The organism is Streptomyces sp. NPDC003720, from assembly GCF_042875075.1.
Taxonomy (GTDB): domain Bacteria; phylum Actinomycetota; class Actinomycetes; order Streptomycetales; family Streptomycetaceae; genus Streptomyces.
In genome coordinates this window covers 305,297-318,208 of record NZ_JBIANZ010000006.1, presented here as the reverse complement: position 1 = coordinate 318,208, position 12,912 = coordinate 305,297, and the positions used below count along the sequence as shown (strand labels likewise).

Below are 12,912 nucleotides of genomic sequence, written 5' to 3'. Positions count from 1 at the left end.
CGCAGCGACGCCCCTCAGCTTCCGTGCTCCCCGGCTCCCGCCGCCAGGACGTCCCGGACGAAGGAGTTGGCGAACTTGCCCGCGGGGTCGAGGGATCCGGCCAGCGCGCGGAAGTCGGCCAGACGCGGGTACCGCGGGCGCAGCTCCGCGGGCGGCAGGGTGAACACCTTGCCCCAGTGCGGACGGGCGTCGAACGCGCTCAGCGCCTCCTCGACCCGGCGGACCACCGGCAGTACGGCGGACGCGTCCTCGATCCAGGTGAAGTGCAGGGCCACCGAGTCCCGTCCGTACGCCGGGCTGAGCCACTGCGGGTCGGCGGCGACCGTGCGCACCTCGCAGGTCTGCAGAACGCCGGACACCGTGGTGCGGACGGCGTCGAGCGCGTGCAGCGCGTCGACGGCGGTCTGCCTCGGCAGCAGGTACTCCGACTGCAGCTCGGCCCCGCTGCTCGGCGTGAACTCCGCCCGGAAGTGCGGCAGCCGCTCGTGCCACGGTCCCGGCACCCCGAACTGCTCGGTGCAGTTCACCGCGGGCATGCCCGGCACCGGGTGCATCGCGTCGGTCGCGGCGGCCGCCCACGGGAAGTCCACGGGCGCCTGGTCGGTGCGCCGCTTCACCCACACCTGCCGGAACCCCGGCTCCCGCCAGTCGGTGAACAGGCTCACGCTGTACGCCGCCCCCGCCACCGCCGCGTAGTCCAGTCCGGCGAGCGGCAGTTCGGTGAACACGTACTGCTCGACCTCGTACGCCGGCTCCAGCTCCAGGGTCAGCGCGGTCACCACGCCGAGCGCGCCCAGCGAGGTCACCGCGCCGTCGAAGCGGGCGTCCCCCCGGGCGATGGTGACCGTGGAGCCGTCCGCCGTGAGCAGCTCCACCTCGCGCACCGCCGCGGCGAGCGGCCCGTTGCCGACGCCCGAGCCATGGGTGCCGGTGGCCACCGAGCCCGCCACCGAGATGTGCGGCAGCGAGGCCATGTTGGGCAGCGCGAGTCCCCGCGCGTGGACCGCGCGGGCGAGTTCCGCGTATCTGACCCCGCCCGAGACGCGCACCGTACGGGCCGCGGTGTCCACGTCGATCACCGGCGGCAGGGCCGCGAGCGACACGAGGATCCCGTCGGCGCCGGGCTCGGCGATCCGGTTGAAGGAGTGGCCGCTGCCCAGCACCCGTACCCGCGCACTGCCGGCCACCAGGGACCGGAGCGCGCCGGCCGTCTCCGGGCGGTGGAACCCCTCGGCCTCGTAGGTGATGTTCCGGGCCCAGTTGGTGACCGTCCGACTCATCCTTGCCGTCCCTCCTCGAGCGTGCGTGTTCGTTGACCCTCTCATCCGCCGCGACCTACCGTAGAGAGCGGTTGCCGTCCGGGCGTCCGCGATCCCTGCGCCGCCGAGCCGGAAGGCCCCTTCGTTGCCCGAGCGTCCCCAGGCACTGTTCGCCATGACGGCGGCCAACCTGCCGCACGTCTTTCCCCCCGACCTGCTCGCCGGGCTCCGCGAGCACGTCGACGTCGACCCCGCCCTCGTGGCGGAGGACCTCGGCGACCCCGGAGCACGGGAGAAGCTGTCCCGTACCGAGATCCTGATCACCGGCTGGGGCTGCCCGCTCCTCGACGCGGCCGCCCTGGACGCGGCGCCGAGGCTGCGCGCGGTGCTGCACGCGGCCGGCTCGGTCAAGGGCTTCACCACACCCGAGGTCTTCCGGCGCGGCATCGCCGTCTCCTCGGCCGCCGCCGCGAACGCCCTGCCCGTCGCCGAGTACACCCTGGCCGTGATCCTTCTCTCGGGCAAGGACGTCTTCGCCTCCCGGGACCTGCTGCGCACCCGCCGGTCCTTCCCTCACGGCGGCATCCTGCCCGGCGTCGGCAACTACGGCCGCCGGGTCGGCGTCGTCGGCGCCTCCCGCATCGGCCGCCGGGTCATCGAGCTGCTCCGCCCCCACGACCTCCGGGTCGGCCTCGCCGACCCCTACGTCGACGAGGCCGGGGCCGCCCGGCTCGGGGTGCCCCTGCTCCCGCTGGACGACCTGCTGCGCGGCTCCGACGTCGTCACCCTGCACGCCCCGGACACCCCCGAGACCCGGCGCCTCATCGGCGCCCGGGAACTCGCCCTGATGCCCTCGGGGGCCGTGCTGATCAACACCGCGCGCGGCGCCCTGGTCGACCACGAGGCCCTGGTGGCCGAGCTGCGCACCGGCCGCCTCGGCGCCGTGCTGGACGTCACCGACCCGGAGCCGCTGCCCGCCGACTCGCCCCTGTTCGCACTGCCCAACGCGTTCGTGACCCCGCACCTCGCCGGCTCGCAGGGCAACGAGGTCGCCCGGCTCGGGCGGACGGTGGTGGAGGAGGCGGCCCGGCTGGCGGCGGGGCGCCCGCTCGCGTATGCCGTCGATCACACCGTCCTGGAGCGGACGGCCTGACGGGACGCCGTACCGGGGCGGCTCGCGCGCCGCACGGGGACCCGGCCGGGCCGGCGCGCGAACGGGGGCATACGGTGAGATCCGAACGTCCGAGCCGGGAGGAGATGACGGATGGGCAGCCGCACCGCGCTGGTCGAGGATCTGATGGAGCGCTTCCCGCATGTGCCGCGGGAGGCCGTCTTCAAGGAGGACCTGCTCCGCGGCGGAGTCGCCTTCGACGCCTCCGCGCTGAGCGACAACGAGGGCGGCGAGGTCAAGCCGAAGTCGTACTTCATCTTCTCCTTCGACCACGGCACCCTGCCCGAGCTGGGCGAGGCCGCGCTGCGCCGGCCCCCGGAGGAGATCATCCTCACGGGCGGCCCGTACGACCTGCGGCGCACCGTCGTCTCCGTACGGGTGAACCCCGCCTCGCCGTACCGGGTCGCCGCCGACGAGGAGGGGCTCCTCGGGCTGTACCTCGACGGCAGCCGGATCGCCGACGTCGGCGTGCCGCCCATGCCCGAGTACTACCGGCACACCCTCTCCAACGGGAAGTCCGTCATGGAGGTCGCCCCCACCATCCAGTGGGGCTACCTGATCTACCTGACGGTCTTCCGGGTCTGCCAGTACTTCGGCGCCAAGGAGGAGTGCCAGTACTGCGACATCAACCACAACTGGCGCCAGCACAAGGCGGCCGGCCGGCCCTACACCGGGGTGAAGGACGTCGAGGAGGTGCTGGAGGCCCTCGAGATCATCGACCGGTACGACACCCAGAAGGCGTCCACCGCCTACACCCTCACCGGCGGCGCCATCACCAAGACGGTCGCCGGGCGGGACGAGGCCGACTTCTACGGCCACTACGCCAAGGCCATCGAGGAGCGCTTCCCGGGCCGCTGGATCGGCAAGGTCGTCGCCCAGGCCCTGCCCAAGGACGACGTCCAGCGGTTCAAGGACTACGGCGTGCAGATCTACCACCCCAACTTCGAGGTGTGGGACCGGCGTCTGTTCGAGCTGTACTGCCCCGGCAAGGAGCGCTACGTCGGCCGTGACGAGTGGCACAAGCGGATCCTGGACTCCGCCGAGGTCTTCGGCGCGCGCAACGTGATCCCGAATTTCGTCGCGGGCGTGGAGATGGCCGAGCCGTTCGGCTTCACCACCGTCGACGAGGCCATCGCGTCCACCACCGAGGGCCTGCGCTTCTTCATGTCGCACGGCATCACGCCCCGCTTCACCACCTGGTGCCCGGAGCCCACCACCCCGCTCGGCAAGGCGAACCCGCAGGGCGCGCCGCTGGAGTACCACATCCGGCTGCTGGAGGCCTACCGGGCCACGATGGACGACTTCGGTCTCTCCTCGCCCCCCGGCTACGGGCCGCCCGGACCGGGCCGCGCGGTGTTCTCCGTCAGCTCCTTCATGGACAGCCTGCCCGCCGAGGAACCGGTGGAGGCCTGAACCGCCAGGAAGCGGCCGGCCGGACGGTGAGCGGATCGGGGCCCGCGTCCGTATGGGAGACGGGAGTGACCGGCCCGGCCGCGGCCGGTCACGGGGCGCGACCTCGTGATCACTCGATCCGGACCTGGCGCTTGTCAGTCGTGTCGGAGGCGTGAAAGGCTCCTGCCCGCCGCGGGGTTTCCTCAACTCCCCTATTTGTGCGGTGAGTTGACCTCGCTCGTGGATGCAGGAGTGCCATGCCCGACCTGCCGGCCCCCCAGGACGCCACCGAGACGGAGCTGTTCTCGGAATGCTGGGACGCGGTGCTCAGCTACGCCGACCTGTGCACCTCGGGATCGCTGACGGCCCATCAGCTCGCGACCGAGGCGTTCACGGCGGGCATGCGCGAACTGCGGGGCGCCGGGCCCGTCCCCGGGCGCGGTCCGGCGAGGCGCCCGGGCCGGCTGCCGGCGATCCCGGAACTGCTCACCGCCGTACGGAACACGGCCGCGGGCTGGGAGGCCGCCGGGCAGGGGCACAAGCTGGACCCGGACCTGCGGCTGTGGCTCAACTCCGGCCAGGCCGCCAGGTTCGCCGGACCGCCGACCGGGCGGCCGGTCGCCCTGCGGGGCCTGAGGGACCTGCAGGAGCCGGACGCCGCGCTGCTGTGGCTCGCCGAGGTGGAGGCGCTGCCGCTGCCCGCCGTGGCCCGCAGACTCGGTCTGGACCCGGCCACGGCCGCCGGTGAGCTCGAAGAGGTGCGGGGGCTGTTCCGGGGCCGCTGCCACCGGGCGCACCTCGACTCGCCGATGGACGCGGAGTGCCGCGCATACGCCCGGCTGCTGGACGCGGTGACCCGGTCGGCGGGCGCCGAGACGCCGGCCGACCTCTCCCGGCACCTCGCCACCTGTGCGGGGTGCGCGGAGGCCGCGGCCTGTCTGCGCCTGCACGGCGGCGGTCTGCCCGCCGCGATCGCCGGCGGGGTCATCGGCTGGGGCGGCCTCGCCTATCTGGAGCGCAGGCGGCGCGCCGCCGAGGTCCGGCTGGGCGCCGGCCGGCCGGGCGCGGCCGACGCCGGCGGCGACCCGGAGGAGCGGGCGGGCCGCGGCCGGGCGCTGCGGGGCGGCCTGCTGGCCGCGGCCGTCCTGCTGTCCGCCCTGGCGCTCGGGGTGTCGATGATGCCGCTCGGCGGTTCCGGCGGCGACGAGGCGGCGGCCCGCGACGACCGCCAGCCGGTCGCCGACCCCGGCACGTTCCCGGTCGCGAGCGGCTCCCCGGCACCCGGGGAATCGGCGTCCCGGGCCTCCGTGTCAGCGAAACCGGCTCCCGCCACTCCCACCGCCACCGCTCCCCGGACCCGGCACGAGACCGGCAACCCCGATCCCGGACCTCAGGGCGCCTCCGCCGGCGCCACCGACCCGGGCCCCAGCCGTCCGGCCCGCCCCGCCCCCACCTGCCGGGTCGTCTACGACCTGGTCAACCAGTGGCCCGACGGCTTCCAGGCCACCGTCACCGTCACCAGCGCCGAGGCCCTCAACGGCTGGCGGGTCGCCTGGAGCTTCCGCGACGGCCAGCAGGTCGACCGGATGTGGGACGCCACCGTCCACCAGGACGGCTCCCGGGTCACCGCCACCGCCGCCGACTACAACAGGTCGGTCGCCGCGCACTCGCCGCTGTCCTTCGGCTTCATCGCCTCCTGGCGGGACCGGAACCGGACACCGTACGGCTTCACGCTCAACGGGGAGACCTGCGCGACGGGCTGAAACCCGCGCCGCCGCACCTGCGGAAAACCCGAGTTCTCGCCAAATCGCCCCGCTTCCCGAGTTGGCGCATTTATGCGAGGTGTCACCCTCAGGAGGGGCTGACCTCGCCGTAGTCGATCGACGCCGACGGCCGCAGGCGCCGCGGGCCGCCGCGCGCCGAGGCCCGGTCCGTGGTCTTGAACCGCGCTGCCCGGACGACGTACCTGGCAGTTCCGTCATTACCGGACGGTACCCCCGATGTGGCGCAATTCACTCGCCTGAAAACGGCGTTCTGCCACCATCAACGCCATCGAAAAACCGGCCATCGGCACTGCGGCGGGGGGCGTGGCCATGGGGCTGCTCGGCAATGACCTTGCGTTCGCGCAGTCTCTTTCCGCACAGGAGCGCGAGGGCGTCATGGCCCTCGGCAACCGCAGGCACTTCCCGGCCGACGCGCACCTGCTGACCGAGGGCGACCGGTCCAGCCACGTGCTGATCCTCCTCGAAGGCTGGGTCACCGTCTCCGTGTCCACCGACCGGGGCGCCACCCGGCTGATACTCGGCCTGCGCGGACCCGGTGAACTGCTCGGCGAGATGGCCGCGCTGGACCCGCATCCGCGCAGTGCCACCGTGCGCGCCCTCGGCCCGATAGCGGCCCAGGTCATATCCGGCGACGCCTTCCGCCGCTTCCTCGCACTGAACCCCCGCGTCAGCGGACTGGTGATACGCCAGCTCACCTTCCGGCTGCGCAGCGCCGACCAGGAACGGTCCGCGCTCGCCTCCCTCACCGTCCTGCAGCGCCTCGCCGGCCGGCTCAGCGAACTCTCCGCGACCGAACCCGCCGGCCCCTACGCCCCCTCCGCGGCGGGCCGGCCGTCCGGCGCCCCGCCCGCCGGCTCCGTCGTCCACCTGGCCCAGGACGAGCTGGCCGCCACCATCGGCGCCACCCGGGAGGCCGTCGCCAAGGCCCTGCGGCTGCTGCGCGCCCAGCGCATCGTGCGCACCGGCAACCGGATGGTCGAGATCCTCGACCCGGCCCTGCTCGCCCTCCTCGCGGACGGCCATCACGAGTAACGCGCCGCCCGCCGTGTGTAAACGGCTACAGACGGCCCCGCGTCCCGGGCCCGACGCTGTTGGGACGACCACCTCATCCATGAGCGGACAGCACTGCAGGGGGCACGGGTGAACCACGACGCGGCGGAAATCACCGAGGAGCACTACGAGTTGGTGATCAGCGTCGACGCCAGACGGTCCGGGGAGTACGACGACGTCGACAAGCCGCGGATGCGCGCCCGGATCTACCGGGTGCTGGAGACGGCCTTCGCCCACGCCTCGGTGCCCCGCGACGCCCTCCACCTGGAGGACCGCGGGGACGGCGTGCTCGTGGCGGTCACCGGCCGCGTCGCGGTGAGCCGGCTGCTCGGCCTGTGGCTGGTCGAGGTGCGCGAGAAACTGCGGGACGAGAACCGCGGTCTGCGCGTGCCCCTGGGACTGCGCGTCGGCATGCACGTCGGCCCGGTCCGGCACGACGACCGGGGCATCAGCGGACGCGCGGTCGACCTGGCCTGCCGGCTGGCCGACTCCGCCGTCGCCCGCCGCCTCCTCGACGCCGACAACGCCGACCTGGTGCTGGTCACCTCGCAGTCCCTGTACGAGGACGTGGTCAGCGGCGGCGGCAAGTTCATCGAGCCGGGGCAGTACACGCGGGCCCGGCTGCGGCTCAAGGAGGGCGAGGTCACCGCCTGGTGCCATCTGCCCGGCCTGCCCGCCCCCGAGATCCCCGCCGACCCCCGGCCCGGAAGCGCGGCCGAGACGCCGGCTCCCGACGCCGGGCCGGCCCGGGACGCCGAAGCCCCCGCCTCGGACGGCGACGCCACCGCCTCGCGGGCGGCAGGCGCCGCCCCGGACGGCGACGCCACCGCCCCGCCGGCGGCCGGCCCCGGCCGGGAGCGCCCGTCCGGCGACCAGTACACCGTGCACGGCGACTGGTCCGAGCACCGCGACAACGTCTACCAGCAGCCCGTGCACATCGGCCGTGTCACCGGCCGCGACGACGAGCGGCGCAAGGGCTGAGGCGGATGAGCGACGACAGGCAGCCGGACGCCCCGGCCGAGGACACCCCCGACAGGCCCGGCCAGGACCGCTCGCCGGAACCCGAGGACCGCAGGGGCCGCGACGAGCAGACGCGCGACGGCGGCAGGGCCGACGGCGGATCCGGCAAGGACGAGGGCGGGGCCGGCAAGGACGACGACGCCGAGGACGAGGCCGCCGAACGGGAGAAGGAGCGCGAGCGCGAACGGGAGCGCGCCGCCGGACGGTTCAAGGAGTACACCCGCGACCCCCTCGCAGCGGAGCAGAACGAGGACGGGCCCACCGACCTCGCGGCCGCCGCCCGGGCCCGCCGCGCCACCCGGTCGCTGTTCGACGTCGGCCGCGACCTGACCAGCTTCGACCGCTCGTACTTCGGCAGCGCCCACATCGGCGACATCAACCTCCGCCTGGACGCCCGCAGGTCCGGCGCCGGCATGCGCAGCGGACCCGTGCCCGACGAGGAGCTGCGCCGGCTGCGCCGCGTCCACGTCGAGCCGGAGGGCTACATACGGCTGCGCAACGCGCTGCGCGCCCGCCGGCTGCTGGTCCTCGGCGCCGCGCCGGGAACCGGGCGGACCAGCACGGCGCTCTCCCTCCTCGACGAGGTCACCACCGCCTCCGCGAACGAGGCCGCCCCGCAGCCCGGCACCGGCTCCCGGGTACGGCGGGTCGACCCGGACGGCGGGGTGCGGCAGCTCGCCGAGTCGCTGGGCCGCCCCCGCGACGACGGCGAGGAGACCCCGAGCGGCACCGGCTACCTGCTGGAGCTGTCCCTGACCCGGCCCGGAGCGCTCCCGCCGGCCGAGATGGACCTCGACGAGCTCGCCGCCGCCCTGGAGCGCCGCGAGGCCTACGCGGTCGTCGTCGTCACCGTCGGATCGGCCGCCAACGCGCTGCTCGCCGGCCGGTACGGGATGCTCTGCCCGCCCGCGCCCACCCGTGAACTGCTGCGCACCCGGCTGCTGGAACGGCTGGAGCGGCCCGCCGCGACGGCACCGGACGACGGTCCCGGCCCGGCCGAACTGCTGGGCCGCGCCGAGGAGCTGTGGGCCCGCGAGGAGGTCGAGGGCGTCGTCGGACTGACGGACCTGCGCCCGGCGGAGGCCGAACTCCTCGCGTCCCTGCTGGCCGGCCGAGTGCTCGGCGACATCACCCACGAGGAGTTGCTGGCCGGCTGCCGCAGCCTGGCCGCGAGCCAGGCTCAGGAGTGGTTCGCCGGAGTGGACCGGGCACTGACCGCGCGGCCCGCCGCCACCGAGGCCGGCGCGGGCCGCCCGGACACGGCGACCCTGTTCCACCCGGTGGCGTTCCGGATCGCCCTGGCCGTGCTCGGCGGCGCCTCGCACAGCGCGGTGGCCGCCGCCGCCCACCTGCTCACCTGGGAACTGTCCGTCCAGTGCGACCCCGACAACACCCCGGCCCGTCCGCTGTTCTGCGACGACCCGGAGGCCGACCTCGCGCTCTCCCGCGCCGAGGTGACGGACGGGCGGGTCGAGGTGGCCGGCGGCGAGGTACCGGCCCGGCTGATCTGGTACCGGGGGACCGCCCTGCCCTCGGCGGTGCTGACCGAGTTGTGGGACCGGCACTTCCCGGTCCGCGCGCCGGTGGTGCGCTGGCTCAGACTGCTCGCCGACGATCCGCGCTCCCAGGTGTGGATGCGCGCCGCGGTGGCCGCCGGCGAGCTGTGCGTACGGGACTTCGACCACGGCTACACCGAACTGGTGCGGCCGCTCGCCGAGGCCGCCACGCCCCGCCGCCGGATCTTCGCGGCCACCACCCTCGACCAGGCCGCCGGCCACGACACCCACCGCGCAACCGTGCACCGGCTGGTCGCCGACTGGAGCCGCAACGGCAGCAAGGCGCTGCGCTGGACCGCGGCGATGGCGCTCGGCTACGGCAACGCGGCGGCCACCATGGACGAGACGCTGGACACGCTGGCCAGAATCGGCGTCCGCGACGACGGCGACCAGCTCGCGGCCGCCTCCTTCAACGTCGTACGGCTGCTGGCGCTGCCGGACGCGGACCGGGTGCTCGCGCGGATCGCCGAGTGGACCCACCACAAGCGCGAGGCTTACCAGGACCTGGGCCTCGTGACCACCGTACGGCTGTCGCTGACCACGGTGGACGAGGTGCTGACGGAGGACCCCGACGGGCCTCTGGCCGACCGGGGCGACTGGCCGCTGCCGCTCGCCCTGGCCGCCACCCGCCCCGGACTCGTCGGCCCCATGGCCGACCTGATGTGGACGGCGCTCAACACGGCCCGGGCCAGGGACGTGGCGATGGACGCGCTGGAACGTCTGCTGCGGTCCGCCGTGCGCAGGGACGGCACCGAGTGGACCCGGCCGGGGCTCGCGGCACTGCTGCCGGCGCTGGCCACCGAGGATCACGACCAGCGGCGGCTGGACTGGCTGCTGCGCCACATGATGAACGACCCCGAGAACCCCCTCCCCGACGCGCGGGCGCGCGACCTGTGGTGGCTCGCCGTCACGCCGCGGCGGCCGGACCGCCGGGAGCGGACGCGCCGGGAGAGGACCCGCGAGGAGGACAGGCATGGCTGAGGACGAGGACGGGACGGCGGCCGGGGGCCCGGTGCCCGCGGGACCGTTCCTGCGGGAGTACGCCCCGCTCGGCGCCTTCCCGGCGGCGAGCGCGCAGAAGGCCTCCGTGCTGTTCTACCGCAACGGGGGGTACAGCGTGATCACCGTTGCCGGGGTGCGGCACGTGGACAAGCGGGCGCTGGCCCGGCCGTACAACGTCTGCGAGATCGCGCAGGGCACGTACGTCTCGCCGCTCCAGCTCGAACTGCCGGCCGCCGGCGGCACCAGCTTCTTCAAGGCCGAGGTGGACATCGAGTGGGAGGTGACCGACCCCTACCTGGCCGCCGTCCAGGTCGTGTCCGACGTGGCGGCCCGGCTCACCTCCCCGGTGCTGGAACGGCTCCGCGAGATCACCCTGACCTACCCGGTGACCGACGCCGAACAGGCCAACCGCGTCATCACCCGGGAGTGCGTCGGCGGCCGCTGGAGCGACCTGGGCGGTGAACTCGGCCTGCGGGTACGGCTGTACGTCCGGCTCGGGGTGAACGACGAGGCCATCGAGTACGCAAGGCAGCGGCGCGGGGCGCAGGCCGACGCCGATGTCACCCGGGTCCGCCAGGAATCGTTCCGGCGCATGCTGCAGGGCGGCGAACTGGAGCAGCTCAGCTTCATGCTGGCCGCCGACCCCGAGGGCGCCAAGGACTTCCTGGAGAAGATCCGCCAGGAGGGCCGGCAGGACGAGCGGGAGCGGGTCGACCGGCTCTACACCATGGCGCTCAGGGGCGAACTGCACGCCGCGGACGTCGAGAACCAGGTCCTCGACCTGCTCAACCAGGGCCAGCGGCGCCCGCTCCAGGGGCCCATCGGCGCGGTGCCGGCCCGCCGGGAGCGGCGCGAGCTGGAACCGGCCCCCGAGGGGCCGTTCACCCCGGACTGGGTGTCCGACGAACCGCCCCGGAGGCAGTCGCACCGGGCCGAGTCGCATCGCGCGGAGACCTACCGGACGGAGACCTACCGCACCGAGTCCACCCGCGAGGTGCACCGCGCCGAGGCCCGCCTGGACGACGACACCGTCACGGAAGAACCCCCCTCCCGCCCCCGCCGCGGGCCCGAGCCCCACCCGTCCGACGACTACGACCGGGAGCCGCAGCGGGACCGGGCCCGGCGCCCGGACCCCTACCTGTCCGACGACCACGACCGGGAGCCGCCACGGGACCGGGCCCGGCGCCCGGAGCCGCCCTACCCGTCCGACGACTACGACGGCGAGCCGCGGCGAAGCCGCACGTACCGGTCGGAGCCCGACCCGGCGGACGGCTACGACCGGCCGGCGCGGCGGGCGGCGGGGACACACCGGCCCGAGCCGGGACCGGGCGACGGCTTCGACCGGGAGCCGTCCAGGGACCGGGATCACCGTCCGGAGCCCTACTCCGCCGACGACTTCGGCCGGGGGCCCTCGCGGGACCGGGCCCGGCGCCCCGAGCCCTACCCGTCCGACGACCACGACGGCGAGCCGCCGAGGAGCACGTACCGTCCGGGATCCGGCCCGGCGGACGACTTCGACCGGCCGGCGCGGCGGGCGGGGACGCACCGCCCCGAGCTGGGTCCGGGCGACGGCTTCGACCGTGAGCCGTCCTGGGACCGGACCCACCGGTCCGGGCAGGACCCTGCCGACGACTTCGACCGGGAGCCGTCCAGGGGCTGGCCGCACCGCCCCGCGCCGGGACCGGCCGGCGGCTTCGACCGGGAGCCGCAGCGGGACCGGGATCACCGTCCGGAGACCTATCCAACCGACGACTTCGGCCGCGAGCCGGCGCTGGGCGGCGTCCGGCGCTCCGAGCCCTACCCGGCCGACGACTACGACCGCGAGCCGCGGCGAAGCCGCACGTACCGGTCGGATCCCGGCCCGGCCGACGACTCCGGCCCGGACTCGCGGAGGCGGACCTACCGGCCGGAGGACGCCGGTGACCATCGGGCCGACGACCACGGCCGGGACGTTCCGCGGGGCCGCAGGCGCTCGCGGGACGACGGCTGGTCCTGGGCGGAAGAGGACGAATGACCGCCGAGGACGAGGCCGCCAGGACCTCCCCCGCCCCGAACGTGCTCGTGCCGGACGGGGGTCGGCACAGCCACGACGGGGCGGGGGAGCGCATCGCCGAACGACTGCTCGACACGGTCCGCGAGGACCTCGGACGAGCCGACTCCAAGGCCGCCGTGCTGCTGTCCGGGACGCTCGCGCTGCCCGCCTTCCTGCTCGGATGGCACGGCGCGCCCGGCTGGCGCGGACCCGCGGACATGACGCTGGTCCTGGCCGGGGTGCTGTGGGCCGGCGCGCTGATCGCGCTGATCGGCGCGGTGATGCCGCGCACCGGCACGCACCGCGGCCGGGACGGGGTCACGTACTTCGGCGACCTGGTGGCCGCCCGCGACCTCGCGGGGCTGTCCGCCCGGGTGGCCGAGGCCGGGCGCGACCCCGCCGGGTGGCTGCTCGTCCAGGCCGTCGACGTCAGCTCGATCCTGTCCGCCAAGTACCGCGCCATCCGCTGGGGCATGGGCTCGCTCGCCCTCTCGGCGGCGCTGGCCCTGGCCTGGGGCCTGACCCCGCGCTGAGCGGGTCCGCCCGCACCGAGCACTCCAAGCAGAGACGAACGAGGAATCAGGGGACCGCCGTGGAAACAGTCACGGGAAGACGGCAAACGCGAAGGGGCGGGATCCGCCGCGCC

At 74.8% G+C, this 12,912-nt stretch carries 9 protein-coding genes; 8 read left to right on the top strand and 1 reads right to left on the bottom strand.

The genetic code is table 11. From position 1 onward, the window contains the following. Positions 1–14: 14 nt before the first annotated feature. On the bottom strand, positions 15–1,280 hold the full coding sequence (locus ACFYU0_RS18825) for an FAD-binding protein (protein ID WP_389302460.1): 1,266 nt from the start codon (positions 1,278–1,280) through the stop codon (positions 15–17). Positions 1,281–1,404: 124 nt separating this feature from the next. Between ACFYU0_RS18825 and ACFYU0_RS18820 the strand changes: the two genes are divergently transcribed. The 8 genes from ACFYU0_RS18820 to ACFYU0_RS18785 all read left to right on the top strand — a co-directional run bounded on the left by ACFYU0_RS18820 (position 1,405) and on the right by ACFYU0_RS18785 (position 12,799). Beyond that, on the top strand, positions 1,405–2,412 hold the full coding sequence (locus ACFYU0_RS18820; RefSeq protein WP_389302457.1) for a hydroxyacid dehydrogenase: 1,008 nt from the start codon (positions 1,405–1,407) through the stop codon (positions 2,410–2,412). Positions 2,413–2,523: 111 nt separating this feature from the next. Beyond that, positions 2,524–3,843, top strand: a complete 1,320-nt coding sequence (locus ACFYU0_RS18815) for a radical SAM protein (RefSeq protein ID WP_351665661.1) — start codon at positions 2,524–2,526, stop codon at positions 3,841–3,843. A gap of 236 nt (positions 3,844–4,079) precedes the next feature. After that, positions 4,080–5,585: a cellulose binding domain-containing protein gene (locus ACFYU0_RS18810; protein ID WP_389302453.1), complete on the top strand. Its 1,506-nt coding sequence runs from the start codon at positions 4,080–4,082 to the stop codon at positions 5,583–5,585. A gap of 330 nt (positions 5,586–5,915) precedes the next feature. Next, positions 5,916–6,638 carry a Crp/Fnr family transcriptional regulator gene (locus tag ACFYU0_RS18805; protein ID WP_351665657.1) on the top strand — a complete coding sequence of 241 codons (723 nt, stop codon included), beginning with the start codon at positions 5,916–5,918 and terminating at the stop codon, positions 6,636–6,638. Positions 6,639–6,746: 108 nt separating this feature from the next. Next, the gene (locus ACFYU0_RS18800; protein ID WP_389302449.1) at positions 6,747–7,637 is read left to right on the top strand and encodes a hypothetical protein; all 891 of its coding nucleotides are present in this window, start codon (positions 6,747–6,749) and stop codon (positions 7,635–7,637) included. Positions 7,638–7,642: 5 nt separating this feature from the next. Further along, positions 7,643–10,213: a hypothetical protein gene (locus ACFYU0_RS18795; protein WP_389302446.1), complete on the top strand. Its 2,571-nt coding sequence runs from the start codon at positions 7,643–7,645 to the stop codon at positions 10,211–10,213. After that, on the top strand, positions 10,206–12,248 hold the full coding sequence (locus ACFYU0_RS18790; protein ID WP_389302443.1) for a hypothetical protein: 2,043 nt from the start codon (positions 10,206–10,208) through the stop codon (positions 12,246–12,248). Before ACFYU0_RS18795 ends, ACFYU0_RS18790 begins: the two co-directional genes overlap by 8 nt. Further along, positions 12,245–12,799, top strand: coding sequence for a Pycsar system effector family protein (locus ACFYU0_RS18785; protein ID WP_389302440.1), 555 nt, complete (start codon positions 12,245–12,247; stop codon positions 12,797–12,799). The genes ACFYU0_RS18790 and ACFYU0_RS18785 overlap by 4 nt, the downstream gene beginning before the upstream one ends. Positions 12,800–12,912: the final 113 nt, after the last annotated feature.

Coding starts and splice junctions, on each gene's coding strand:
- ACFYU0_RS18825 (WP_389302460.1), bottom strand. CDS start 1,280: ATGAGTCGGACGGTCACCAACTGGGCCCGGAACATCACCTACGAGGCC.
- ACFYU0_RS18815 (WP_351665661.1), top strand. CDS start 2,524: ATGGGCAGCCGCACCGCGCTGGTCGAGGATCTGATGGAGCGCTTCCCG.
- ACFYU0_RS18810 (WP_389302453.1), top strand. CDS start 4,080: ATGCCCGACCTGCCGGCCCCCCAGGACGCCACCGAGACGGAGCTGTTC.
- ACFYU0_RS18805 (WP_351665657.1), top strand. CDS start 5,916: ATGGGGCTGCTCGGCAATGACCTTGCGTTCGCGCAGTCTCTTTCCGCA.
- ACFYU0_RS18795 (WP_389302446.1), top strand. CDS start 7,643: ATGAGCGACGACAGGCAGCCGGACGCCCCGGCCGAGGACACCCCCGAC.
- ACFYU0_RS18790 (WP_389302443.1), top strand. CDS start 10,206: ATGGCTGAGGACGAGGACGGGACGGCGGCCGGGGGCCCGGTGCCCGCG.
- ACFYU0_RS18785 (WP_389302440.1), top strand. CDS start 12,245: ATGACCGCCGAGGACGAGGCCGCCAGGACCTCCCCCGCCCCGAACGTG.